Here is a 25575-nt window from a genome sequence, read left to right on the forward strand (position 1 = left end):
GTGTGCAAACGGTTGGCAAACCGGGGGGTTTTCGTGATCCCAAACGGTATCTCTGGGCTCTCGGGCTGATCGCGCCGGCGTGCGCGCTGCTGCCCTCCCAGCTCGTATACCGCACCGGCGCCGAAGCGTTCTGGTGGATCGGCCCCGTCATCGTGCTGATCGCGATTCCCGTCCTGGACTGGATCGTCGGCGAGGACGGCAACAACCCGCGCGACGAGGATTACGAAGCGCTCTCGCGGGACCGCTACTACCGCTGGTGCACCTATCTGTTCCTGCCCATCCAGCTCATCGGCCTGCTGCTGGCCTGCGCGATGTGGGCGGGCAGCGACCTCGATGTCGTCGACAAGCTCGGTCTGGCCGCCACGGTCGGCTTCGTCAGCGGCATCGGCATCAACGCCGCCCACGAATTGGGCCACCGGGTGGAGCGTGCTGAAAGATTGCTGTCGAAGATCGCGCTCGCCCAGTCGGGGTACGGCCACTTCTTCGTCGAGCACAACCGCGGCCATCACGCGCGGGTCGCGACACCCGAGGATCCGGCGAGTGCCCGCATGGGTGAGTCGCTGTGGGAGTTCTTGCCGCGCAGCGTGATCGGTGGCTTCCGCTCGGCCGTGCAGCTGGAGCGCGCACGCCTGGCCAGGAAGGGTCTGCGCTGGTGGAACCCCGGCAATCAGATCCTGCAGGCGTGGTCGATGTCGGTGCTGCTGTTCGGTTCGCTGGTGCTGGTCTTCGGGCTCGCGATCGTGCCCTGGCTGGCGCTGCAGGCGGTGATCGGAGTGATGCTGCTCGAGACCGTCAACTACGTCGAGCACTACGGACTGCTGCGCGCGCGCAAGCCCAACGGGCGCTACGAACGCTGCTCCCCGCGCGACAGCTGGAACTCCGATCGCCTGGTCACCAACATCTTCCTGTTCCATCTGCAGCGTCACAGCGACCACCACGCCAACCCCGGCCGCCGCTACCAGACCCTGCGCAGCACCAGTGAGTCACCGCAGCTGCCGGCCGGATACGCGACCATGATCCTGCTCGCGGCCGTCCCACCCCTGTGGCGTGCGGTGATGGACCCCCGGGTGGCCGCCCATTACGGCGGCGATCTCAGCCTGGCGAACGTGGCGCCGGTCAAACAGCGACGGTTGCTGGCCAGATACCGCGCGGCCGCCTGACTCCGACCTGGGCGGAGGCGGGAACAGGGGCGGCCGCAGACGGTAGCCTTGCCTGCGTGACGACCTCAGAACTCTCCCCGCGCACCGAGCTCACCGCCGACGTCCGCAACGGCATCGATTACAAGGTGGCAGATCTGTCGCAGGCCGAATTCGGCCGCAAAGAGATCCGCCTGGCCGAGCACGAGATGCCGGGCCTGATGGCGCTGCGCCGTGAATACCACGACGTGCAGCCGCTGAAGGGCGCCCGTATCTCCGGTTCCCTGCACATGACGGTGCAGACCGCTGTCCTGATCGAAACGCTTGTCGACCTCGGCGCGCAGGTTCGCTGGGCGTCGTGCAACATCTTCTCCACCCAGGACCACGCCGCCGCGGCGGTCGTCGTCGGGCCGCACGGCACCGTCGAGGAGCCCAAGGGCGTGCCGGTCTTCGCGTGGAAGGGCGAGACCCTCGAGGAGTACTGGTGGGCCGCCGAGCAGATGCTCACCTGGCCGGGCGAGCCCGCCAACATGATCCTCGACGACGGTGGTGACGCCACCATGCTCGTGCTGCGCGGCGCACAGTTCGAGAAGGCCGGGGTCGTCCCGCCCGCCGACGAGGAGCACTCCGCCGAGTACACGGTGTTCCTGAACCTGCTGCGCGAGAGCCTCGAGCGCGACAAGACCAAGTGGAGCGTCATCGCCGACTCGGTCAAGGGCGTTACCGAGGAGACCACCACCGGCGTGCTGCGCCTGTACCAGTTCGCCGCCGCCGGCGAGCTGGTGTTCCCGGCGATCAACGTCAACGACTCGGTCACCAAGTCCAAGTTCGACAACAAGTACGGCACCCGCCACTCGCTCATCGACGGCATCAACCGTGGCACCGATGTGCTCATCGGTGGCAAGAAGGTGCTGATCTGCGGTTACGGCGACGTCGGCAAGGGCTGTGCGGAGTCCCTCGCCGGCCAGGGCGCGCGCGTGCAGGTCACCGAGATCGACCCCATCAACGCCCTGCAGGCGCTGATGGACGGCTACGACGTGGTCACCGTGGAGCAGGCGATCGGCGACGCCGACATCGTCATCACCTCTACCGGCAACAAGGACATCATCACCCTCGACCACATGAAGGCGATGAAGGATCACTCGATCCTCGGCAACATCGGTCACTTCGACAACGAGATCGATATGGCCGCGCTGGAGCGTTCGGGTGCGACCCGGATCAACATCAAGCCGCAGGTCGACGAGTGGACCTTCGAGTCGGGTAAGTCGATCATCGTGCTGTCGGAGGGCCGCCTGCTCAACCTGGGCAACGCCACCGGCCACCCGTCGTTCGTGATGAGCAACAGCTTCTCCAACCAGGTCATCGCCCAGATCGAGCTGTGGACCAAGCCGGAGGAATACGACAACGAGGTCTACCGCCTGCCCAAGCACCTCGACGAGAAGGTCGCCAAGATCCACGTCGAGGCCCTCGGTGGCACGCTGACCAAGCTCACCAAGGACCAGGCCGAGTACATCGGCGTGGACGTGGAAGGCCCGTACAAGCCGGACCACTACCGCTACTGAGTCGACACCCGGTGGCCCGTCGACCGTTCCGGTCGGCGGGCCACCGTCGGCCCGCGTGAGTCACGGACCGCACCAGAACGGTCAGCTCAGCAGCAAGCAGAGGGGGAGGGGTACGACGACTTCCAGCAGGAGGCAGCCTGCCAGTTCGGCCGACCCGCGGGCGGCCGAACCCGCGGCGGCGGAGCCCGCGGATGCGGAGCCGGAGAGCAGGCCGGGGTGGTTGTGGTGACCGTGGCGAATCGGGTCGGCGGGGGCGGCCGATGCGGTACCCGCGCCGGCGAGGGCTAGTCCGAGGGCGGTGGCGGCGACGGCGGTGTGCAGGGCGATGCGTGAGCGCATGGTGACTCCTGGGTAGAACAGACTCTGAAATGAAAACACCTCACAATCTCGGAACGGGCCGGAATCGCCGGAGCGGCTCGTGTCGAAGGGCGTGGCGCGCGGCGCGGTAATCTCACGGCATGGGTGTGTTGATCGCGGTGGAAGGGCTCGACGGGGCGGGTAAACGCACGCTTATCGACGGACTCGTCGACGAACTGTCCGCGAAAGGACTTCGCGCGGGCAGACTCGCCTTTCCGCAATACGGCCGATCGATACACGCCGACCTCGCGGCCGAGGCATTGCGCGGGGCGCACGGCGACCTCGCCGGCTCGATCAACGCGATGGCGATCATGTTCGCCCTGGACCGCGCCGAGGCGAGCGCGGAGCTGTCGAACCTGTTGGACGCCAACGACATCGTGATCCTGGATCGCTGGGTCGCCTCCAACGCCGCCTACTCCGCGGCCCGCGCCGTGCAGGACGCCGACGGCGAAATCGTCGCCTGGGTGGGCGATCTGGAGTACGGCAGGCTGGGGCTCCCGGTGCCCGACCTCACCGTCCTCATCGACGTCGGCACCGAGGTGGCCGCCGAACGTGCCCGTCGCCGTGGCGAACTCGACACCACACGCGCCCTCGACGCCTACGAGAAGGACAGCGGTCTACAGCAGCGCACCGGCGAGGTCTATCGTGAACTGGCCGACCGCGATTGGTTCGGCCGGTGGTGGACATACCGATCCGAACACGACCGGCCTGCCCTCCTCACTGTGTGCACGGAAATTCTTGCCGGATAAGGTTGGATAAGCGACGGGTTCACACCATTAATGGCGTGGCGGCCCGATCCTGGCCTGGAAGATGACAACATAGGATTATGAAGCCCAAGATTCTGGTCGTCGACGACGATATGGCACTCGCTGAGATGCTGACCATCGTCTTGCGCGGGGAAGGGTTCGACCCGCACGTGGTCGGCGACGGCACGCAGGCCCTGTCGGCGGTGCGGGAGATCCGCCCCGACCTGGTTTTGCTGGACCTGATGCTGCCCGGCATGAACGGCATCGACGTATGCCGCGTGCTGCGGGCCGATTCCGGCGTTCCGATCGTGATGCTCACCGCCAAGACCGACACCGTCGATGTGGTCCTCGGCCTCGAGTCCGGTGCCGACGATTACATCGTCAAGCCGTTCAAGCCCAAGGAACTCGTCGCCCGCGTGCGTGCGCGCCTGCGCCGCACCGAGGACGAGCCGGCCGAGCTGCTCTCGATCGCCGACATCGTCATCGACGTGCCCGCGCACAAGGTGACCCGCGGTGGCACGCAGATCTCGCTCACCCCACTGGAGTTCGACCTGCTGGTGGCGCTCGCGCGCAAACCGCGTCAGGTGTTCACCCGTGAGGTGCTGCTCGAACAGGTGTGGGGCTACCGGCACGCCGCCGACACCCGCCTGGTGAACGTGCACGTGCAGCGGCTGCGCGCCAAGGTCGAGAAGGATCCGGAGAACCCGGAGATCGTGCTCACCGTGCGTGGCGTCGGATACAAGGCCGGACCGCCGTGATCGGTCGCTGTGAGGCGCCGCGGTGACCGACGGGCTCATCGCGCGGCTGCGGCGGTGGGCGACCCCGGTGCTCGACTGGTTCCAGACCATCGGCACCGCGCTGGGTCACCTGTGGCGTCGCTCGCTGCAATTGCGGGTCATCGTTTCCACGCTGACTCTCTCCCTCATCGTGATCACGATCCTCGGGGTCGTGCTGACCGGTCAGATCACCGACCGGCTCCTCGAAGCCAAGATCAACGCGGCGGTCGAGGAGATGGATCGTGCCCGCAGCACGATCGAGAACGAGCTGAACGGTGTCGAGGGCGCCAACAGCCGCCAGCAGCAACTGGCCGACGCCCGCAGCGCGCTGTCCAGCCGGGGCGGCACGGGACAATCCACGGGCGCCGCCGGTAGTTTCTACTCCGCGCTGGCCATGGTCGGTGGTACCCCGCCGCAGGAGATCACCACCGATCTCATCTCCGAGGTGCCACAGGAACTGCGCCGGTTCGTACAGCGCAGCCAGGTGTCCTACCAGTTCACCACCGTCGCCGACCCGGACGGCTACCGTGGCCGCGCGCTGATCATCGGCAGCCCGAGCGCCGAGATCGCGACTCTCGAGATCTATCTGATCTTCCCGCTGGCCAGCGAGGAGTCGAGCCTGTCGCTCATGCGCGGCACGATGCTCATCGGTGGCGTGGTGCTGCTCGTGTTGCTCGCCGCGATCACCGCGCTGGTCACCCGGCAGGTGGTGCTGCCGATCCGTTCGGCCGCGCGCATCGCCGGTCGCTTCGCCGACGGCATGCTGAAGGAACGCATGCTGGTGCGCGGCGAGGACGACATGGCGCGGCTGGCGCAGGCGTTCAACGAGATGGCCGAGAGCCTGTCGAACCAGATCACCCAGCTCGAGGAATTCGGCAATCTGCAGCGCCGGTTCACCTCCGATGTCAGCCACGAGTTGCGCACCCCACTCACCACGGTTCGTATGGCCGCCGACCTCATCCACGGTTCCAGCGACGACCTGGATCCGGCGCTCGCGCGCAGCTCGGAACTGCTCGTCAACGAACTCGACCGGTTCGAAGGCCTGCTCAACGACCTGCTGGAGATCTCGCGGCACGACGCCGGTGTGGCCGAACTGCAGGTGGAGTCCCTCGACGTGCGGATGTGCGCGCGGGCCGCGATCACCACCGTGCGGCACCTGGCCAAGGACGCCGGGGTCGAACTGGTCGTCGACCTGCCGGAGGAGCCGGTGGTCGCCGAGGTCGATCCGCGCCGCGTGGAGCGGGTGCTGCGCAATCTGCTCGCCAACGCGATCGACCACTCCGAGGGCAAACCGGTTCTGATCCGGATGCGCGGCGACGCCGACTCGAATGCCGTGGCGACGGTCGTGCGCGATCAGGGTGTCGGTCTGCGACCGGGCGAGGAGAAGCTGGTGTTCAACCGGTTCTGGCGCTCGGACCCCTCGCGGGTGCGCCGCTCCGGCGGCACCGGTCTCGGCCTGTCGATCAGTGTCGAGGACGCCAACCTGCACGAGGGCCGACTGGAAGCCTGGGGCGATCCGGGCGTCGGCGCCAGCTTCCGGTTACTGCTGCCGATGGTGCGCGGCCGCAAACTCGGCCCGAGCCCGCTGGCGCTGGAACCGATGCTGCGCAAGGTGCCCGCGTTACCCGACGCCGATCCGGAACCCGAGGTACTCGACACCCGGCGCGACGACGCCGCCGACGACAACGAGGAAGCCGCAGCGACCGAGACCGGAGGCCGAGAGTCATGAGCAACGCGGGTGGTGTTCGCAAGGGTGTGGGGCTGCTCGCCCTCGTCTGCCTGCTGGTCCTCACCGGGTGCGCGAGCCTGCCCGAATCGTCGGCGCCGCAGGCTCTCGGCACCATCGAGCGCGAACCCACGTCGGCGGGTCCGCCGCCGCCGGAGCCCGGCCGCGATCCCGACCTGCTCGTCGGCGATTTCCTCGGTGCCAGCGCCGACCCGACCAACCGGCATGCCGCCGCCCGCCAGTACATGCGCGACGACACGGCGGGGGAGTGGAACGACGAGGCGAGCATCACCATCGTCGATCGGCCCGACACGCTGCGTGAATCCCGCACCGGCGACCGGGCGACGTACGTGGTGCGCGCCCGCAAGGTCGGCGAGCTGGGCCGCGACGGCGCCTACCGCGCCACCGACGGCATGCTCGAGAACAAGATCGAGCTGAGCAGGATCGACGGCGAGTGGCGCATCACCGACCTGCCCGACGGGGTCGTGATGGATTCCGCGTCGTTCGCGAGCACCTACCAGCGTTACGTCCTGTACTACTTCGACAGCTCCGCCCAGCTGCTCGTGCCCGACCCGCGCTGGATCTCGGTGCCGCGCGGTCAGCTCACCGAACGGCTCGTCGGCCTGCTCAGCGGGGGCCCACAACCCGCCATCGCCGGGGTGGTCCGCAACCTGCTCGCCCCGCCGACCGCGTTGCGCAGCCCGATCACCAAAGCGGAGAACGACCCCGGTGAGGTGGGTGTCGGGATCGGTGGGGTGCGTATCGATTTCGGCGGGATCGGGACGCTCGATCAGCGTGGTCGCGAACTGCTGGCCGCCCAGGTGGTGACGACGCTGTCGCGCGCCGACATCCTCGGCCCGTATGTGTTGCTCGCCGACGGCAAACCGCTCGACGAGCGCTTCGCGAGCGGGTGGTCGGTCGCCGATGTCGACCAGTTCAGTGCGGCGGCGCCCGGCGGGAACAAGATCGGGCTGCACGCGCTGCGCAACGGCACCCTCGTCCAGGTGACACCGGACGGGATCGTCGCGCCCAGTGGGGCATTCGGGGAAGCGACCAACCTGCAGTCGGTCGGCATCTCGTCGGACGGCCAGTTCGTCGCCGCCGTCGCCGACACCGGAAGGCCCGCACCGGAACCCGGCCGCACCCTGCTGATCGGCAATTACGGCGCGGGCGCGTTCGGTGTGGTCGAGGCGGCGAGTATCGCCCGGCCGTCCTGGACCATGGACGGTGGTGCCGCGTGGACCGTCCTGGACGAGCAGCGCGTGGTGCGTGCGGTCACCGATCGCGCCACCGGCAATGTGTCGCTGCAGGACGTGGACACCTCCGCGCTGTTCGAGGGCACGGGTGCGCCGCGACTGCCGATCACCGAGGTGGTCGTCTCGCGGACCGGCGTGCGGGCCGCGCTGATCGCCGACGGCAAGGTGTATGTGGCGGTGATCGAACGCAGGCCGGACGGCAAGTACGCGCTCACCTCCCCGCTGCCGGTGGCGATCGGGCTGAGCACGCCCGCGGTGTCGCTGAGCTGGGTCACCGGCGACACCCTCATGGTCGCCCGGGAAGGCAATGTCGACCCGGTGTTCACCGTGTCCATCGACGGTTCCCAGTTCTCGCCGGTGACCTCGCAGAACCTGACTCCGCCGGTCCGGGTGGTCACGGCGACGCAGTCGACCCAGTACGTCGCCGATTCCCGCGCGGTGCTGCAACTGCAGACCGCCGACCCCACCCGAACAGACCGCTTCTGGCGCGAGGTACCCGGGCTCACCGGCGAGGGCGTGGTCCCGGTCCTGCCGACCTGAATCTGTCGGTACCCGCTGTCATGCTCACCGGCTATGAAGGCTCTGCTCGATCTCGTGCTGCCGGTCCGCTGCGGTGGCTGTGCGCTGGCAGGCACGCCCTGGTGTGGTGCGTGCGCGGCCGAGTTGGCGACGGGTCCGGTGCGGGTACGCCCACGAACCGACCCCGGTGTTCCGTGCTGGGCGCTTCGCCCCTATCGCGGTCCGGCCAAGCGCGCCGTGCTGGCGGCCAAGGAGCACGGCCGACGCGACCTGGCCGACCCGCTCGGCGCCGCACTCGCCGCGGCATTGGCACGGTTACGGTCGGCTGACCGCCCGCTGGTGCTGATTCCGGCGCCCACCCGGACGTCGGCAGCCCGCAGCCGCGGCGGCGATCCCGTAGCCCGTTCTACGGCCTGCGCGGCCGGTTGGCTGATCGATTGCCGGACGGTCGGTCTGCTTCGTCTGCGGCCCGGTGTCCGCGACTCCGTCGGGCTCGGCTCGCGCGAGCGTGCGCACAATCTCGCGCACAAGATCATCGCCGTGACCCCGGCCACCGCGCGGGCGCGAATTCCGGCGAATGCCGAGGTAGTACTGGTCGACGACGTGTTGACCACCGGTACCACCGCCACCGAATCGATACGTGTTCTTAGCCGGATCGGCATACATCCGTGCGCTGTTTTGGTGACCTGTTCGGCTTGACTCAGCGAAATTTGCGTGAACAGTGGCGGACTCGTCCGTGGCGGACTAGCGTCGCGAACACACACCGAACCACAGCTTCTGGGAGGTGGCGCCGCGAACTCTGGTGTCGAGCGATTCCCGATCGGCACAGCTCAATCCCGCCGCACTCGCTCTGGTGTGCGGCCATATCCGGGAGGTACTCGCGTGACGACTTCTGCACGGGCATCAGTGCACGATGCTGACCCTTCGGCACTGGAGGACAGTGCCACCGACTCGACTCGGACGCCCCACTCGGAAGTGGTGGTCTCCGGTCGCAATGTCGAAGTACCCGACCACTATCGAATCTATGTCTCGGAGAAGCTCTCTCGGCTGGAGCGCTTCGATCCGTCGATCTTCCTCTTCGATGTGGAACTGTTCCACGAGCGCAACCGTCGTCAACGCAAGGCCTGCCAGCGCGTCGAGATCACCGCACGCGGGCGTGGCCCGATCGTGCGTGCCGAGGCGTGCGCCGACAGCTTCTACGCCGCGTTCGAGTCGGCTTCACAGAAGATCGAGAGCAGGCTGCGCAGGTCGAAGGACAAGCGCCGCGTGGTCCACTACGGAGACAAGACGCCCGTCTCGGTAGCCCAGGCCACCGCGTCCCTGGTCGACGACTCGCTGTTCGCCCAGGCCAACGGACACGTAGCGCACGAGCACGACGAGGAGACCCAGGACGAGGGTCCCGGCCACATCGTGCGCACGAAGGACCATCCGGCTACGCCGATGACGGTCGACGACGCCCTGTACCAGATGGAACTGGTCGGGCACGACTTCTTCCTCTTCCACGACAAGGAAACCGACCGGCCGTCGGTGGTCTATCGCCGGCACGCCTTCGACTACGGTCTCATCCGGCTGGTCTGACCTTTCCGGAACACCGGGCACCCGCGGCGCGGGTGCCCGGATCGCGTTCAGCCACCGAACTTTTCGTAGTGCACGGCGTCGGTGAGCGCCCGTCGGGCCCGCCAGCCGAAGCGTTCGAGATCCGGCACTTCCTGGAACTCGTGTACCGGTCCGACGCACAGCCAGGCGATGGGCGTGATGCCCTCGGGCAGGCCGACCAGATCGCGCAGGAACCCGGGTTCGTAGAACGACACCCAGCCCACACCGACCTGTTCGGCGGTCGCCGCCAGCCACAGGTTCTGGATGGCGAGCACGGTCGAATACACACCGGTCTCCGGGACGCTGGCCCGACCGAGCACCTGAGGTCCGCCGCGCCGGTCGTCGTGGGTGACCACGATCCCGGTGCCGCTCTCGACGATTCCCTCGATCTTGATCGGGTCGAAGGTCGCGGCCCGGTCGGCGGGCAGCGCGTCACGGAACTCGACACGTTTGCCCGCCACGTGCTCGGCGAAGCGGCGCAAGGTCGCCGCTTCGCGGACCACGACGAAGTCCCAGGGCTGGGAATTGCCGACGCTCGGCGCCCGGTGGGCGGCGGACAGAATCCGCCACAACGTGTCGTCGTCGACGAGTTCGCCGGTGAATTCGGCGCGCACATCGCGACGCAGACGGATCGCGTCGTAGACGCTCAGTTGCTCAGCACACACCGGTGCAGTGTGGCATTGCGAGGTCAGGAAGACCTACGCGCCATCCGTCGTCCGGCGGCCAGCGCGGTGCGCAACCCGCGCCTGCGACCGGTCACCGGGTCGATCGTCGGCACGGCCTTGCCCTCGAACAGGCGCTCGGACTTGGTTTCCGGAGCGTCGTCGGCGGTGTGGCGCAGGTACTTGTTGGGCAGCGACAGCTTGAGGATCGTGCGCCACGACTTGAAGTACTGCACCGGCAGCGACCCGGTGGTGTAGGGCAGGTCGTACTTGTCGGCCAGCTCGCGCACCCGCACCGCGATGGTGGCGTAGCGGTTGCTCGGCAAATCGGGGAACAGGTGATGTTCGATCTGGTGGCTGAGATTGCCGGTCATGAAGTGCATGACCGGGCCGCCGCTGATGTTGGCGCTGCCGAGCATCTGGCGCAGGTACCACTCGCCCTTGGTCTCGTTCTCGATGTCGGCCTTGGTGAACTTCTCGGCGCCGTCGGGGAAGTGCCCGCAGAAGATCACCGCGTTGGTCCACACATTGCGCACCACATTGGCGGCGAAGTTGGCGGTGAGGGTGGAGAAGAACGACGGCCCGGTGAGCAGCGGGAAGATCACGTAGTCCTTGGCGGCCTGCTTACCGATCTTCTTGAGCACCAGCTTGCGGTCGGCGTCGAACTGCTTCCACTCCGGGGAATCCTTGTCCCACTTCTTCTTCGCCACCTTGCCCAGCTCGAGGTGCTGGATCGCGACGCCGTACTCGAACAGCGCCTGCAGCAGGAAGTTGTAGATCGGGTTACCCAGGTAGAACGGCATCCAGCGCTGGTCGCGGGTGACGCGCAGCAGGCCGTAGCCGATGTCGTCGTCCATGCCGAGGACGTTGGTGTACTTGTGGTGCAGGAAGTTGTGGGTGATCTTCCAGTGCGCCGACGGGCCCGCGTTGTCCCACTCCCAGGACGTGGAGTGGATCTCCGGATCGTTCATCCAGTCCCACTGCCCGTGCATGACGTTGTGCCCGATCTCCATGTTCTCGATGATCTTGGCAGTGCCGAGCAGGGCGACGCCGGCCAGCCAGGCCGGGGGCAGGAAGCTGGCGAACAGGACAGTGCGGCCGCTGATCTCCAGGGCTCGCTGTAACCGGATGACGTTGCGGATATACCGGGCGTCGGCTTCGCCTCGCGAAGATTCGATTTCGCGGCGGATCGCGTCGAACTCCGCACCGAGAGCTTCGACATCCGCGGCGGTGAGGTGCGCGTATTCCTTGACATCCGAGATCGCCATGGCGGTTACAGTACCGTAGGTTACGAGAGCGTAGGTTGGTGATTTCCGCGATGGATTGTGGGATGTGTCCTATTGCGCGATCGAGACACAGATGTTATCTGAGACCGCGCGCCCTCTTCCGGAGGGCAGCCTCTTCCTGCCGCGCCCGCTTCTTCAGCGCCACCTTGGCCTCGCGCAGTACTTCCTTCTCGTGCCGCGCCTTCGCTTCGAGGCTCACCTTCGCGTCGTGCAGCGCCGAACGCAGGCCGAGGCGCTTGCCGGTCTCCGGGTCCACGCGCAGCGCCTCCGGCAACGAGATGCCGTGGAACTTGCGCTCCGAGGACGTCTCGGGCGCGTCGTCGGCGGTGCGCTTGAGGAACCGGTCGGGCAGCGCGAGCTTGTGGATGGTGCGGAAGGCCAGCAGGTACTGCTTGCCGAGCGAACCGGTGGTGTAGGGCAGGTCGTACTTGTCGCAGAGCTGACGCACCTGCGCGGCGACCTCCGGGTACCGGTTGCTCGGCAGGTCGGGGAACAGGTGGTGCTCGATCTGGTAGCAGAGGTTGCCGCTCATGAACGCCATGACCGGGCCCGCCTTGAAGTTGGCGCTACCGAGCATCTGACGCAGGTACCACTCGCCCTGGGTTTCCCCGTCGAGCTGTTCGATGGTGAATTTCTCGGCGCCGTCGGGGAAGTGCCCGCAGAAGATCACGGCGTAGGCCCACAGATTGCGCACCAGGTTGGCGGTGGCGTTGGCCTTGAGCGTCGACTTCCAGGCCGGACCGGTGAGCGCCGGGAACAGCACGAAGTCCTTCACCACCTGGCGGCCCGCCTTGCGGGCGAAGTCCTTGTTCGGCTCCGACATCAGCTGCTTGGTCGGTACGCCCGCGAGTTCCTTCTCGATCCCCAGGTCGTGCAGCGCGATGCCCCACTCGAAGGTGGCGGCCAGCAGCAGGTTCGCTGCGGGCTGCACGAGGTGCTTGGGTTCCCACGCCTCGTCACGGGTCATCCGCAGGATGCCGAAGCCCAGGTCCTCGTCCTTGCCGAGCACGTTGGTGTAGGTGTGATGGGAGTAGTTGTGCGCGCGCCGCCACTGCGCCGACGGACCCGTCTGGTCCCACTCCCAGGAGGTGGAGTGGATTTCGGGATCGTTCATCCAATCCCACTGCCCGTGGCTGACGTTGTGCCCGAGCTCCATGTTCTCGATGATCTTGGCGACCGACAGCAACGCGGTGCCACCGAGCCACGCCCAGCGGTTGCGGCTGCCGAACAACACCGCCCGGCCCGCGACCTCGAGGGCGCGCTGGGCGGCGATGGTGCGGCGGATGTATTTGGCGTCGCGCTCACCGCGCGAGGTCTCGACAGATCGTCGGATCGAGTCGAGTTCTTTGCCCAGGGTCTCGATGTCGGCCGCCGTCAGATGGGCGAAGGCCTGGATATCGGTGATGGCCACCGGGGTCCTCTCTTGTTCGGTTGACGGCCTGCACGCTCGGTCCACACACGAGGGGCCCGGCGGTGACGCTACGGCGTCACTGCCGAGACCAGCCGCTGCCGATCAGTCATATGACCGGCGCATGATTCGAGGATACCCGTAACCGAAGCGTGACGGTGGGATCAGATGTCGAGTGTGCAGTCACCCGCCGCGGCGGAGATACAGGTCTGAACCTTGTCGCCCGGCTGGCGTTCGTCACCGTTGCGCAGATCGCGGGCGTGTCCGGCCGACAGCGTGACCACGCAGGTCTGGCAGATTCCCATCCGGCAGCCGAACGGCAGCTGCACGCCAACCGACTCGCCGGCCTCGAGCAGACTCGTCGCGCCGTCGACGGTCAGGGTGCGTCCGGTGGTGCCGAAGGTCACCGTGCCGCCCTCACCGACCGCGGACCGTTCCACCTCGAAACGCTCGACGTGCAGCTTCTCGGGGATGCCCGCCGCTTTCCAGTGCGCTTCGATGGCGTCGAGCATGGGCGCGGGACCGCACGCCCACGTCTCGCGCTCGCGCCAGTCGGGGTAGAGCTCGTCGAGGCTCGACAGCGCGAACAGGCCCTGTTCGTCGGTGAGTTGCAGGTGCGAGACGAAGCTCGGGTGCTTGTCGTGCAGGGCGCGCAGTTCGGCGCCGAACATCACGTCGGCGTCGGTCGGCGCCGAGTGCACATGCACCACGTCGTGCACACCGTCGCGACGGTCCATGGTGCGCAGCATCGACATCACCGGGGTGATGCCACTGCCCGCGGTGAGGAAGAGCACCTTCTCGGGTACCGGCTGGGGCAGCACGAACCCGCCCTGCGGTGCGGCGAGCCGGACGATGGTGCCCGCGGCGACGCCGTTGACGAGGTGGCTGGACAGTTTGCCCTCGGGCATGGCCTTCACGGCGATGGAGATGAGCCGCTTGCCGCCCTCGCCGGTCCAGTCCGGCGGGCAGGTCAGCGAGTAGGAACGCCAGTTCCAGCGGCCGTCGATGAGGATGCCGATGCCGATGTACTGACCCGGCTGATACTTGAAGTCGAAACCCCAGCCCGGCTTGATGACCAGCGTCGCCGAGTCGGCGGTCTCCTTGCGCACGTCGACGATGCGCCCACGCAGTTCCCGCGCCGACCACAGCGGATTGGCCAGGTGCAAGTAGTCGTCGGGCAGCAGGGGTGTGGTCACCCGGGCGACCGCGCCGCGTAGCACGTTCAGCTTGCCGCCGCGATCGGCGACCTGCGCCGCCGGTGCCTCGAGCCATTCCCGGAACTTGTTCAGGACCATTGCTTCGCCGTTACTCCCTGTCGTGCATCCGAGCCACCCGCGGTGGCTCACTCGCAGCAAGGTTACGGCATCGTAGGTTTGGCGCCAGCCGAAGGACTGGGTGTTCTCGGCGCGCCTCCGTCGCTGGACTGACCGGAGGGTGCGACGAAGGAGTGCCCGGAGGGAGGGAAGCGACGGAGTCAAGCGCCGAGAACCGCGGCGCCAGCCGCCGATGTCACAGCAGGTCGAGGAGGAAGGGCAGTTCCTGGGTGGCGTACCAGGCCAGCTGGTGGTCTTCGGCGTCGCCGAGGACGAACTCGGCATCGGGGTCGCCCATGTCGGCGACGTCGATCACGTCGACTGCCTTGGCCACCTGGGGTTCGGCTTCGGCCAGGTCGACATGCACCGAGGCCACCTGGTCGTAGGTGATCGGCCCGGCCAGTTTCACCACCGCGTCGTCGAGGTCGGGGCGCAGTTTCGCGCCGGTGACGTCGGCGGCGATCACGCAGCGCCGGTAGGTCGGGCTGCCCGGGTCGGCGGCCTCGTCCGGCGCGGTGGTGTCGTCGTCGGCATCGTCGAGTCCGTCGCGTTCGGCGGCGATCAGCCGCAGCGAGGCACGCGCGGCCTCCGACATCGCCACCTCGGCGAGTTCGTCGTCGTCGCCCGCGGCGTAGGCCTCGCGCAGCGCGGGGGTCACCGCGAACGCGGTCGCGCCGAGCGGGAACAGTTCGCGCTCGTCGACCAGCTGCCGCAGCATCGGGATCGTCGCCGGGATGTAGACGCGCATCTTGGCGTTCTCAGAGACAGGCACCGAGCAACTCCTCCATCGATTCGTGCACCGACGCCGCGAGGACGTCGAGATCGGCCATGGCGTCGCGGTCGGCGTTGAGTCCGTAGAAGACCTGACCGTCGTACGAGGTGAGCCCGAAGCTCAGGGTCTGATTGCGCAGCAGCGGCGACACCGGATACATCTCCAGCATGCGCGCACCGCCGATGTACATCGCGTTCTGGGGCCCCGGCGCGTTGGTGATCACCAGGTTGAAAGTGTTGTCGGCGAAAGTACTGGCCGCGCGCACACTCATCGCGTGCAGGCTGGCCGGTGCGAAACCTGCCAGGTGCACGAGGGTGCGCGCCCGCACCCCTCGGCGCTGCCTGCCTGCGGCCTCGGTGGCGTGCGAGATGTGCGAGAGCCGCATCGTCGGATTGGGTTCGCCCACCGGCAGATCGATGAGGAACGAGGACACCTCGCTGGCCGGTGTCAGCTGGTTGTCGCCGTCGACGTACACCGACATCGGCACCACCGCACGCAGATTCGTCGATTCGACGAGTGCCTCGTTGCGTGAGAGCAGCCAATTGCGCAGGGCGCCGGTGACGACCGCGAGCACGGTGTCGTTGATCGAGCAGTCGAAATGCCTGCGGATCTTGCGGTAGTCCTCGAGGTCTGTGCGCACCACATCGAAGCGGCGGCTGCGCGAGGTGCGGGCGTTGAGCGGGCTGTCGGGTGCGCCCGAGGTCGCCGCGCGGACGGCATTGGCCGCGGCGTGCACCGCCATCCGGGCGCCGCGTACCACGCCGAACGCGCTCGAGCCCGCGTCGCGCACCGCCGAGTAGGCCTCGCGTGGTTGCGCGGCCAGTTGCGACAGCGCGCCGGCGAGCAGTTCCACATCGGTCGGTTCGCGTGGTGCGCGCCAGGCGTCGTCGGCCAGTTCGCGTGGCAGCGGGTTGTTGTCGAGGATCACGTGCCCGATCTCGAGGGCGGTGTCGCCGTCGACGAGGGCCGAATGCGATTTGGTGAACACCGCGCTTCGCCCGTGGGACAGCCCTTCGATCAGGTACATCTCCCACAGCGGCCTGCCCTGGTCCAGCGGCCGGGAGGCGAGCCGGGCGACCAGGTCGTAGAGCTGTTCGTCGGTGCCGGGGGCGGGCAGCGCGGAGCGGCGGATGTGATAGCTGATGTCGAAGCGGCTGTCCTCCACCCACACCGGGCGGCCGAGCGCGAGCGGGATCTCGCGGACTTTGCGGCGGTAGCGGGGAACCAGCGGCAGCCGGGATTCGACCAGCTCGATGAGCTGTTCGTAGTCGAGGACCTGGCCGGAGCCGTCACCGGAGGAGTTCTGGAGGATCGCGAGAGAGCCGATATGTATCGGATTACTGCTCGACTCGAGCCGGTAGAACGCCGCGTCCTGCGGCGTCAATCTCGTGATCACGCGCTCCGATGCTCCTTCCGTTGCACGCTTCGCGCGCCTTCGGAGGCGCAGATCGGGCACCGGCTACATCCTACGGCACAGTAGGTGAATGGTGATGCCGGGCAAGGCGCCTCGCCGAATGCCGTGACCTGGGCGGATGTGAGCACCCGGTACACCGGGCAGCGGTACGTGCGGCCGGGTACGGTGGTCTGCGGACTACCATTGCCCACAACACTGTGGCTCACTAGCCCGAACCCGACTCCGACCAGAGGACTGACGAGACCCGTGCCTGCGCTGACACTGACGAGGTTGCTACGGATTGGTGAAGGCCGCATGGTCAAGCGGCTGTCGAACCTCGCCGATGAGGTCATCGCGTACGGCGACGAGATCGAGGCGCTGACCGACGAGGAACTGCGCGCCAAGACCGACGAGTTCCGTGAGCGCTACGCCGCGGGCGAAACCCTCGACGACCTGCTGCTCGAAGCGTTCGCGGTGGCCCGCGAGGCGTCGTGGCGCGTGCTGAACCAGAAGCACTACAAGGTGCAGATCATGGGTGGCGCGTCGCTGCACCTGGGCAACATCTCGGAGATGAAGACCGGTGAGGGCAAGACCCTGACCTGTGTGCTGCCCGCCTACCTGAACGCCATCTCCGGCGACGGCGTGCACGTGGTCACGGTCAACGACTACCTCGCCAAGCGTGACGCCGAGTGGATGGGCCGCGTGCACCGCTTCCTCGGCTTCGAGGTCGGCGTGATCCTCGGCGGCATGACCCCGGCCGAGCGTCGCGTGGCCTACGCCGCCGACATCACCTACGGCACGAACAACGAGTTCGGCTTCGACTACCTGCGCGACAACATGACCCACTCGCTGGACGACCTGGTCCAGCGCGGGCACAACTTCGCCGTGGTCGACGAGGTCGACTCCATCCTCATCGATGAGGCCCGTACCCCGCTCATCATCTCGGGTCCGGCCGACGCCTCCTCCAAGTGGTACGCCGAGTTCGCGCGCATCGCGCCGCTGCTGAAGAAGGACGTCCACTACGAGGTGGACATCAAGAAGCGCACCATCGGCGTGCACGAGGCGGGCGTGGAGTTCGTCGAGGACCAGCTCGGTATCGACAACCTCTACGAGGCCGCGAACTCGCCGCTGGTGAGCTACCTGAACAACGCCATCAAGGCCAAGGAGCTCTACCAGCGCGACAAGGACTACATCGTGCGCGACGGTGAGGTCATCATCGTCGACGAGTTCACCGGCCGCATCCTGGTCGGGCGCCGCTACAACGAGGGCATGCACCAGGCGATCGAGGCCAAGGAGAAGGTCGAGATCCAGCCGGAGAACCAGACCCTGGCCACGATCACCCTCCAGAACTACTTCCGCCTCTACAACAAGCTGTCCGGTATGACCGGTACCGCCGAGACCGAGGCCGCCGAGTTGCACTCGATCTACGGCCTCGGCGTGGTGCCCATCCCGACGAACAAGCCGATGGTCCGCAAGGACCAGGCCGACCTGATCTACAAGTCGGAAGAGGCCAAGTTCAACGCCGTCGTCGACGACGTGGTGGAGCGGCACGAGAAGGGCCAGCCGGTCCTGATCGGTACCACCAGCGTGGAGCGCTCGGAGTACCTGTCCAAGCAGTTCACCAAACGCGGTGTGGCACACAGCGTTCTGAACGCGAAGTTCCACGAGCAGGAAGCCCAGATCATCGCCGAGGCCGGTCGACCCGGCGCGGTCACCGTGGCGACCAACATGGCCGGTCGTGGTACCGACATCGTGCTCGGCGGCAACGCCGACATCATCGCCGACATCCTGCTGCGCAAGCAGGGCCTCGACCCGGTCACCACCCCCGAGGAGTACGAGGCCGCCTGGCATTCGGCGCTCGAGCAGGTGAAGAAGCAGACCGAGGAAGACGCCGAGACGGTGCGCGAGGCCGGTGGCCTGTACGTGCTCGGCACCGAGCGGCACGAGTCGCGTCGTATCGACAACCAATTGCGTGGTCGTTCCGGTCGTCAGGGCGACCCGGGCGAGTCGCGGTTCTACCTGTCGCTGGGTGACGAGCTGATGCGCCGCTTCAACGGCGCCGCGCTCGAGGCGATCATGAACCGCCTGAACCTGCCCGACGACGTGCCGATCGAGGCGAAGATGGTCTCCAAGGCCATCAAGAGCGCCCAGACCCAGGTCGAGCAGCAGAACTTCGAGATCCGCAAGAACGTTTTGAAGTACGACGAGGTGATGAACCAGCAGCGCACCGTCATCTACGGCGAGCGCAACCGGATCCTGCGTGGCGAGGACATGGAGGGTCAGGTCCAGAACATGATCACCGACGTGATCACCGCCTACGTCGACGGCGCGACCGCCGAGGGTTACGTCGAGGACTGGGATCTGGAGAAGCTGTGGACCGCGTTGAAGACGCTGTACCCGGTGAGCCTGGATTACAAGGAGCTGGCGGGCGAGACCGCCGCGGGCGAGGCGGGCGAACTCACCCGCGACGAACTGCGTGAGGCTCTGCTCGAAGACGCGCACAACGCCTACGAGAAGCGCGAACAGGAAATCGACGGCCTCGCGGGCGAGGGCGCCATGCGCAACCTGGAACGCCAGGTCCTGCTCTCGGTCCTGGACCGCAAGTGGCGTGAGCACCTCTACGAGATGGACTACCTCAAGGAGGGCATCGGCCTGCGCGCGATGGCCCAGCGCGACCCGCTGGTCGAGTACCAGCGCGAAGGCTTCGACATGTTCGCGGCCATGTTGGAAGGCCTGAAGGAAGAGTCGGTCGGCTTTCTGTTCAACCTGCAGGTCGAGGTCCAGCAGCCCCAGCCCGAAGGCGTCTCCATCGACAAGGGCCTGCGTTCCCCGGTCGGCGCCCCCCGCCCCCAGGACGCCGCTCCGCAGACCCAGGCCCCGCCCGCCCTGCGCGCCAAGGGAATCGACGAGTCCACCCCGCGCGGCCTGAACTACTCGGGTCCCGCCGAGGACGGCCGCGCCGAATCCCACTCCGACGCCCAGGAATACGGCGGCCGCCCCACCACCGGCACCCGCCGCGAACGCCGCGAGGCCGCCCGCACCGAAACCAAGGGCAAGCGTCGCCGCTGATCGGTTCTCTTGAACAACGAAGGCTCCCACGATCATTCGTGGGAGCCTTCGTTGTATGTGCTCGAACACATCGGCCCCGAAACCGTTGTTCTCGCTGCGAGGTGAGAAAGGCAGTGCACTCGGTCAGGAGGGTGGGGCGGCGGTTGTCACCGTCGACGTCGTGGTCGTCGGCTTGCGCGTCGTGCTCGTCGGGACCGGTGCGGTTGTCGTGGTGGTCGTCTTCGAGGTGGTGGTCGGCACCGGTCCCACCGTCAGCGACCGGGCGCGCCCCTGCCATTCCTCGGGCAGATTCCCCTTGGTCGACACGGCGATGGTGTAGTTGTCGCCTTCGTGTCCTGCGGTGTCGAACAGGGTGACCGTCTTGCCGGTCCGATTGAACACCGAGACGGCGGCGGCATCGATGTGCTGGCCGCTCAGGTCGGGTGAGCCGATCTTGAACAGCGACATCTTGCCCGCGCCTTCGTGTCCGGTGAACACGCACACATACGAGGTGGGGCAGCGCTCGAAGCCGGTGCAGCCGCCGGTCTTGTTGCACCAGTCCTCGGTGACGCTGGTGAATGTCTTGGCGCTGACTGTCGTTGTCTCGCTGCCGTTTCCGCTTTCGAGCTCAACGGTGTGTTCTTCGTCGGGCGCCGCGCCGAGCCGGTCGATCACGTACTCACAGGCCGCGCTCAGCGCGATCCCGGTGGCCGCCGTGACCAGTGCCGCCGTCACCGTCACCCCGGCGCGCAGTTTCAGCGCGATGACCTCGACGACCGGCACCACCATCTCGCACACTACATCCTGTGTCGTCTCGGTCGCCTTCTCGTGGTCACACGCCACCGCACCGAACCCGACAAGCACCGCGAGTATCACCGTGAACACAGTCCGCACGGCGTCAGAATGCAACTGGAAGCTGCTCTCCCGCAGCCGGTTCCGTCCGCAACGAAACCCGCGCTCGGGCGTGGTTTCGATTGCTCAGCACAACGAACTTCTCGGCTATGACGGCGGCGGGCGATGAACGCTCCGAGCGGGACTCGGCGTTGGACGGTCGAGGTTCTGTCCGTCATCGGCCGTTTCGTCCGCGCGGGCACCATCACCCCTGAGCAAGTCGCTCGAGACCGGCGAGCGCGCCGGGCATCACCTGCGCGGTGCGTGTGCTGACGGCCGCGAATACTGCGCCGATCTAGTCGGGGCGCTCAGCTGGCGCGGTGGATGGGATGGACTCGGGAGAGGGCGCGTTTGGCTTCGGCCAGGGAGATCATGTGGTCTTCGTCGTCGATTTCGGCGACGGCGGCCTCGGCCCATTCGCGCAGTAGCGTCGATACTCCGACGCGCCGTTCGTCGGCCAGATCCTTGAGCCGGGAATGCAGGCCGAGTGGTAACCGAATCGAGGTGGTCACCATGATGTCCTCGTTGGCCGGCAGTCGGGGCGGCGCGTCGGCAGGCTCGTCGGAGAAACTCAGCCGGTCCATGAAATCGGCGAGTTCCTCTCGGCTGGACGGAAAGTCCTGATCGCTCATGATGGATTCCCACTTTCCCACTGCTCGAATTGCGCCAGCTCCTCGACACGCATCGTCCGTGCGCCGATGATCACCCACGTCCAGTCGTCGCGCTGACGTGTCACCACGATCAACGGACGCCCGGCCGTGGTGCGCCCCCACACCGTCAAGACGGTCACCTGGCCGTCGAAGGCCGGGCGCGGCCACCGTCGTGACGCTGCGAGGACCTGCCGAACCTCGCTGGGTTCGATGCCGATCAGGTGAGCGATCGCCCAATCAGGCCACTCGAAACCCATAAGTCCATAATACGCACGTAGTAACGGACTGTGAAAGAGCTGTGTATCGAACCGGCCGCGGTTCGCTAGGCTCGCCGTGACCCGATTTCCGACGAAGAGGGAGGCTGCGACGGTGCGCAGGCAAGCGGTGGAGCGACCCTTGTCGGCGTCGGAGCGGTGGTTCTGGCTGGTGGATCAGTTGTCGCCCGCGAATTGTGTGGTGCGGATTCGGGTGCGGGGGCCGATCGGGGCGTATCGACTGGAATTCGCGGCCGAAGCGCTGGTCGCGGAGTTTCCGTTGTTGCGGTCGGTGGTGGGGGAGGGGCCGTGTTTTGTCGCGTCGGCGGACCCGCATCTGCCTGTGTTGCATCGCATCGTCGCCGGCCTCGATGACTGGCGTACCGTGTTCGACACTCAGCTGGCTACGCCGGTCGACTCGGCGACCGCGCCGGGCCGGATCGTCGATCTGGCCTTCCGGCCGGGGGCCGACGACGAGCATCACGACCTGATCGTGGTGTTCTCGCATGTCTATCTCGATGGGCGTTCGATGGTCGCGCTCGTCTGGCGACTGCTCGCCTATGCCTTCGGAGCCGAACCCGTGGTCACCGCCCGCCCGGTGATTCCGGCGCCGGATGATCTCATCCCTCCCGCGCAGACCCGAATGTCGCGCTGCCTGTGGACGAATGTGTCCGCTCAGCTCACCGCTTTCGCCCGGCGCGCGGTGAGCCTGCCCGGCTGTCCGCCGCCGCTGCCGATACGCCGCACCCGCACGGTCGTGCGCACGCTCGCAGGGGCGAAGCTCACTGCTCTGCGGGCCCGCTGCCAACGCGAAAGTGTCACTGTCAACGCGCTGTTGGCAGCAGCGTTGGCCGAGGCGATCGGCGGCTATGCCCCGAAAGAAACCGGCACAGTGGGCATCGGCATCCCCGTCGACATCCGCACCCGCATGAACCCACCTCCCGCCGAAGACGAACCAGGCATGTTCACCGCCGTAGTCCCCACCTTCGTCCCCTTCGGTGCCGATCTGCCCGACGCCGCGCGATCGGCAAAAGCCCAGCTGGACAGGGGAATCGCCCGCCACACCGATCTCCGCTCATTGGCGGCCATCCGCTACGGCTGCCCCCGCACCCTCGAATCCGGCAGGCGCACCATCGAACTCATCGACCGCCGCGCCCCCTGGAACGTCACCCTCAGCAACCTCGGCCTGGTCACCCCACCGAGAACCCCTGAGCCCCTGCACATCACCGACGTCACGGTGGCGGGAACCAACTCCTGCGCCAGCGCCCTCACCGTAGGCGTCGCCACCTTCGACGACACCATGTCGATCACCTTCTGCTACGTCGACACCATGCTCCCCAGGGCAACCATTGAAGCCCTGGCCGACACCATGATCGCCATAGCCGATTACTCAGACCGGGACAACGTTGAGCAGAGGTCCTAAGTCCTTGAAATCGCTCGGGTTCCGTGTGTAGAGCGGCAGTGCATGTTGGACAGCGGTCGCGGCGATCTGCAGGTCTGCGACGCGACTGCGGGGTTTGCGGCCGAGCTGTTCGACCAGTACAGCCAATGATCCGTAAACATGCGCTGTCTCGGCGTCGAATACCAAGGGATCGAATGTTCGTACTACCCAGTGGAACTGGAGTTGTCGCTGTGCTCGATGCACCGGGTCCTTCGCCGCGTGGACTCCGGCCGCGAGTTCGGCGAGACTGACTGCGCTGATCGCGGCTTCGGCCTGACTGGGAAGCTCGGTGTGGATCTCGGCGTAATCGATGAGGACCGAAGTGTCCAGCAGGATATTGAGAGGTTCGGCAGCCTCACTCACGGCCGGGGACTTCCGGATCGATCATCGCATCGAGGTCGGCACGCCACTGTTCGTATCCGACAGCAGGCAAGGTCGCGCTGGTGCGCGCGAGTTCGGACACTCTGCTGCTACGGCGTGTACAGAATGCTACGGATGCGGTTATGGCAGCAGAGCCCGCACCATTTCGCGCAGCGCGGTCCGATCGGGCTTGCTTGTCCGGCCTGTGACAGGGATGCGGTCGACGACCACGATGTCGTCCGGGAGGGCGGAAGTGTCGATGAGCTGCGGTAGCGCCGTGCGGAGGCGGTCGACCACATCGCCCGCACCGGGCTCGGTGACAATCGCGAGGACGATGCGTTCGTCGCCGATCTCGTCGGGTAGCCCGACCAGCACGGCCTCGCGCACCCCGTCGACGCCGGCGATCGCCGGTTCGTAGAGTCCGGGGTAGATGTTGGTCTTGCCCCGGATCATCATGTCCTTCTTGCGTCCGGTGAGGACCAGTCGGGTGCCGTCGAAGCGGGCGAGGTCGCCGGTCGCGATCTCGGTCATCGGTGGGGAACCGAGGTAGCCGCGGCACAGGTTGGGGCCGCTCAGGAAGAGTTCGCCGTCGTCGGCGATGCGTGCCTGGACGCCCCGAACAGGCGTGCCGAGCAGGTCGCCGTCGTGTGCGAGCTTGTCCGCGCCGGTGGCGACAGCCACGGGCAGGATCTCGGTCATGCCGTAGACGGCGAGGAATTCGGTGTCCGGCAGCGACTTCTGTCCGCGCCGCAGCAGGGCCGCCGTCACCGGCGCACCGCCGAGCGCGACCTGACGCAGGTACTGCGGCGCGGCGATCCGGCCCGCCTCCAGCGCGTCGAGGGCGACGGCGAGGTCGGCGGGTGTGTAGAAGGCATGGGTGGCGCTGCGCAGGTTGCGGGTGAACCGCACCGGATCGATGTGGGTGCCGAAGCGGGGATACTTCGGCATGGCCCAGCGCGCACCCGACATCAGCGCGGGCAGGCCCATCATGAGCTGTTCGGTGTGCAGGAACGCACCGGGCGCGAGGCTGGTCTGCCCACCCATCGCTGCCAGCCCTGCGCTGAGCGAAGCACGCGTATGCACAACGGCTTTCGGCTCGTCGGTGGTGCCCGAGGTGAACACGATCAGTGCGTCCGATTCCGGATCACCCTGGGGCAGCGACGAATCCGGCGCATCACCGAAAACGCGGCGCAGCGGGAGAGATCGCATGGGCGTGCCGGGCAACCACACCCCACTGTGCAGGTGCCGAACCTCGAGCTCGCTGAACCGGGGCAACGTCAGCCCCCGCTTGCGCCCGAATCCGGCCAGCGGTCCACTCACCGCATAGAGCAGCGATTCTGTTGCCGCCCAGCGTGGTTCGACGAGAGCGATGCGCTTGGCGAACAACTCCGGCCCCACGCCGGGATCCACGAACACGATGGTCCCGCCCGCGGCGATGGTGCCGAAGATCAAGCCGACCGAATTCACCGATGGCCGGATCGAGAACAGCATCCGATCACCCGGCCGCAACCCGGCGATCCGCAGATTGTGTGCCACCCGGCCGATCGTGTCGACCAGTTCTCGATAGGTGAGCGCCCGCTTCCCGACGGTTCCGAGCGCGGAGGCGTCCGGAATGCGGGTGGCGTGGGTGGCGAGACGGTCGAGGAAATCGGGAAACAACGAGCTCACCGGATGTCGACCACCTCGGGCCGGTACCGGTGATCGGCGTACCAGGCCAGCGTCTTGCGAATTCCCCACGCGCGCACCCGCCGGTTAGACCCGTATACCCGCACGTCACGGCGCAGCCCGTAATCGGTGGTGATGGTGCGCACCGCGTTCACGAGGGCACGGTCCTCGTGCAGGTCCTCGATGGCGGTACGCGGGAATCCGCCTGCGGCCGAATAGAGTTCGGCGGTGATGGCCATATTGCACCCCGGTGTCATCACATACGGCCCGAGATATCTCGGGTCACGATTGCCCGAGCGCACCTTTCCGAACAGCGACGCCACCTCGAGCGCGACCCGGATGATCGTGCGGTCCCGCCACGACACCCCCTCGTCGGTCCGGGGTATCAGCTGCCCGCTCACCAGGCGCAGACCGGAGTCGAACCCGGCGCGGATCCGCTGCGTCCAGTCCGGTGCGGGCAGGCAGTCGGCGTCGGTGCGGGCCAGCAGTTCCGCGCCCTGTGCGATGGCGTACCGCATACCGGTGTCGGCCGCCGCGCCGGTGCCCTTCTGCGCCTCGTCGATCACCTCGATCACCGGAACGGGGTTCGCCGCGGCGTATTTACGCACCACCTCGACGGTGCGATCGGTGGAATTGTTGTCGACGACGACCACCGTGAAATCGGTATCGCGTTGGGCGGCAAGAGCTTCCAGCGTCGCCTCGATCCCGCGTTCCTCGTCGAACGCGGGGATCACCACCCACAGCGGCTTTTTCACGGG

Annotated in this window: 23 protein-coding genes; 10 read left to right on the top strand and 13 right to left on the bottom strand. The window is 67.1% G+C overall.

Annotated elements, in window-relative coordinates; translation table 11 throughout:
- Nucleotides 1-2: 2 nt before the first annotated feature.
- Both AB0F86_RS13995 and ahcY read left to right on the top strand, forming a co-directional pair.
- Entirely contained in the window at nucleotides 3-1160 is a 1158-nt protein-coding gene (locus AB0F86_RS13995; RefSeq protein ID WP_356985714.1) for an alkane 1-monooxygenase, read from the top strand.
- Nucleotides 1161-1216: 56 nt separating this feature from the next.
- Nucleotides 1217-2698, top strand: coding sequence for an adenosylhomocysteinase (gene ahcY, locus AB0F86_RS14000; RefSeq protein WP_067491386.1), 1482 nt, complete (start codon nucleotides 1217-1219; stop codon nucleotides 2696-2698).
- An 81-nt stretch (nucleotides 2699-2779) separates the two neighbouring features.
- Here ahcY and AB0F86_RS14005 read toward each other — a convergent pair whose 3' ends face one another.
- Nucleotides 2780-3037 (bottom strand): hypothetical protein, encoded by a 258-nt coding sequence (locus tag AB0F86_RS14005; RefSeq protein WP_225278882.1) that lies wholly within the window; start codon nucleotides 3035-3037, stop codon nucleotides 2780-2782.
- Between the two features lie 119 nt (nucleotides 3038-3156).
- Here AB0F86_RS14005 and AB0F86_RS14010 point away from each other — a divergent pair, with 119 nt between their 5' ends.
- The 6 genes from AB0F86_RS14010 (at nucleotide 3157) to raiA (ending at nucleotide 9656) form a co-directional block, all read left to right on the top strand.
- Nucleotides 3157-3804, top strand: a complete 648-nt coding sequence (locus AB0F86_RS14010; RefSeq protein ID WP_356985715.1) for a dTMP kinase — start codon at nucleotides 3157-3159, stop codon at nucleotides 3802-3804.
- 77 nt (nucleotides 3805-3881) lie between these two features.
- Nucleotides 3882-4559: an MtrAB system response regulator MtrA gene (gene mtrA, locus AB0F86_RS14015; protein ID WP_067491393.1), complete on the top strand. Its 678-nt coding sequence runs from the start codon at nucleotides 3882-3884 to the stop codon at nucleotides 4557-4559.
- A gap of 22 nt (nucleotides 4560-4581) precedes the next feature.
- On the top strand, nucleotides 4582-6306 hold the full coding sequence (gene mtrB, locus AB0F86_RS14020; RefSeq protein WP_357171676.1) for an MtrAB system histidine kinase MtrB: 1725 nt from the start codon (nucleotides 4582-4584) through the stop codon (nucleotides 6304-6306).
- Nucleotides 6303-8099 (top strand): MtrAB system accessory lipoprotein LpqB, encoded by a 1797-nt coding sequence (gene lpqB, locus AB0F86_RS14025; protein WP_181700268.1) that lies wholly within the window; start codon nucleotides 6303-6305, stop codon nucleotides 8097-8099. The genes mtrB and lpqB overlap by 4 nt, the downstream gene beginning before the upstream one ends.
- A gap of 33 nt (nucleotides 8100-8132) precedes the next feature.
- The gene (locus AB0F86_RS14030; protein WP_356985720.1) at nucleotides 8133-8777 is read left to right on the top strand and encodes a ComF family protein; all 645 of its coding nucleotides are present in this window, start codon (nucleotides 8133-8135) and stop codon (nucleotides 8775-8777) included.
- A gap of 183 nt (nucleotides 8778-8960) precedes the next feature.
- Nucleotides 8961-9656: a ribosome-associated translation inhibitor RaiA gene (raiA, locus tag AB0F86_RS14035; protein WP_181700273.1), complete on the top strand. Its 696-nt coding sequence runs from the start codon at nucleotides 8961-8963 to the stop codon at nucleotides 9654-9656.
- Between the two features lie 47 nt (nucleotides 9657-9703).
- Here the strand turns inward: raiA and bluB are convergent, their stop codons facing one another.
- The 6 genes from bluB to AB0F86_RS14065 form a co-directional block, all read right to left on the bottom strand.
- Complete coding sequence (gene bluB / locus AB0F86_RS14040; protein WP_356985723.1) at nucleotides 9704-10339, bottom strand: 5,6-dimethylbenzimidazole synthase; 636 nt, start codon at nucleotides 10337-10339, stop codon at nucleotides 9704-9706.
- 23 nt (nucleotides 10340-10362) lie between these two features.
- Nucleotides 10363-11604: a fatty acid desaturase gene (locus tag AB0F86_RS14045; RefSeq protein WP_181700278.1), complete on the bottom strand. Its 1242-nt coding sequence runs from the start codon at nucleotides 11602-11604 to the stop codon at nucleotides 10363-10365.
- Nucleotides 11605-11698: 94 nt separating this feature from the next.
- Nucleotides 11699-13033, bottom strand: coding sequence for a fatty acid desaturase (locus tag AB0F86_RS14050; RefSeq protein ID WP_181700280.1), 1335 nt, complete (start codon nucleotides 13031-13033; stop codon nucleotides 11699-11701).
- 161 nt (nucleotides 13034-13194) lie between these two features.
- Complete coding sequence (locus tag AB0F86_RS14055) at nucleotides 13195-14325, bottom strand: ferredoxin reductase (RefSeq protein ID WP_067637443.1); 1131 nt, start codon at nucleotides 14323-14325, stop codon at nucleotides 13195-13197.
- A gap of 214 nt (nucleotides 14326-14539) precedes the next feature.
- Nucleotides 14540-15091 (bottom strand): hypothetical protein, encoded by a 552-nt coding sequence (locus AB0F86_RS14060; protein WP_356985813.1) that lies wholly within the window; start codon nucleotides 15089-15091, stop codon nucleotides 14540-14542.
- A gap of 10 nt (nucleotides 15092-15101) precedes the next feature.
- Nucleotides 15102-16511, bottom strand: coding sequence for a wax ester/triacylglycerol synthase family O-acyltransferase (locus AB0F86_RS14065; protein WP_356985726.1), 1410 nt, complete (start codon nucleotides 16509-16511; stop codon nucleotides 15102-15104).
- 264 nt (nucleotides 16512-16775) lie between these two features.
- Here AB0F86_RS14065 and secA point away from each other — a divergent pair, with 264 nt between their 5' ends.
- The gene (secA, locus tag AB0F86_RS14070; protein WP_181700285.1) at nucleotides 16776-19577 is read left to right on the top strand and encodes a preprotein translocase subunit SecA; all 2802 of its coding nucleotides are present in this window, start codon (nucleotides 16776-16778) and stop codon (nucleotides 19575-19577) included.
- Between the two features lie 123 nt (nucleotides 19578-19700).
- Here the strand turns inward: secA and AB0F86_RS14075 are convergent, their stop codons facing one another.
- The 3 genes from AB0F86_RS14075 to AB0F86_RS14085 form a co-directional block, all read right to left on the bottom strand.
- A complete protein-coding gene (locus AB0F86_RS14075; RefSeq protein ID WP_356985728.1) occupies nucleotides 19701-20450 on the bottom strand; it encodes a peptidase inhibitor family I36 protein in 750 nt (249 codons plus the stop codon).
- Nucleotides 20451-20755: 305 nt separating this feature from the next.
- Complete coding sequence (locus AB0F86_RS14080) at nucleotides 20756-21079, bottom strand: hypothetical protein (RefSeq protein ID WP_067637425.1); 324 nt, start codon at nucleotides 21077-21079, stop codon at nucleotides 20756-20758.
- A complete protein-coding gene (locus tag AB0F86_RS14085; protein ID WP_356985730.1) occupies nucleotides 21076-21354 on the bottom strand; it encodes a hypothetical protein in 279 nt (92 codons plus the stop codon). Before AB0F86_RS14085 ends, AB0F86_RS14080 begins: the two co-directional genes overlap by 4 nt.
- Before the next feature lie 112 nt (nucleotides 21355-21466).
- On the opposite strand from AB0F86_RS14085, the gene AB0F86_RS14090 reads away from it, so the two are divergent.
- The gene (locus AB0F86_RS14090; RefSeq protein WP_356985732.1) at nucleotides 21467-22774 is read left to right on the top strand and encodes a hypothetical protein; all 1308 of its coding nucleotides are present in this window, start codon (nucleotides 21467-21469) and stop codon (nucleotides 22772-22774) included.
- Here AB0F86_RS14090 and AB0F86_RS14095 read toward each other — a convergent pair.
- From AB0F86_RS14095 to AB0F86_RS14105, 3 genes are all read right to left on the bottom strand, one after another.
- Nucleotides 22742-23155 carry a type II toxin-antitoxin system VapC family toxin gene (locus AB0F86_RS14095; protein WP_356985734.1) on the bottom strand — a complete coding sequence of 138 codons (414 nt, stop codon included), beginning with the start codon at nucleotides 23153-23155 and terminating at the stop codon, nucleotides 22742-22744. The two genes, AB0F86_RS14090 and AB0F86_RS14095, sit on opposite strands and share 33 nt — an antisense overlap.
- Nucleotides 23156-23293: 138 nt before the next feature.
- Complete coding sequence (locus AB0F86_RS14100) at nucleotides 23294-24820, bottom strand: class I adenylate-forming enzyme family protein (RefSeq protein ID WP_356985736.1); 1527 nt, start codon at nucleotides 24818-24820, stop codon at nucleotides 23294-23296.
- Complete coding sequence (locus AB0F86_RS14105) at nucleotides 24817-25572, bottom strand: glycosyltransferase family 2 protein (RefSeq protein ID WP_225278891.1); 756 nt, start codon at nucleotides 25570-25572, stop codon at nucleotides 24817-24819. Before AB0F86_RS14105 ends, AB0F86_RS14100 begins: the two co-directional genes overlap by 4 nt.
- Between the last annotated feature and the right edge of the window lie 3 nt (nucleotides 25573-25575).

The organism is Nocardia sp. NPDC023733 (genome assembly GCF_040639775.1).
GTDB classification, from domain to species: Bacteria; Actinomycetota; Actinomycetes; order Mycobacteriales; family Mycobacteriaceae; genus Nocardia; species Nocardia rosealba.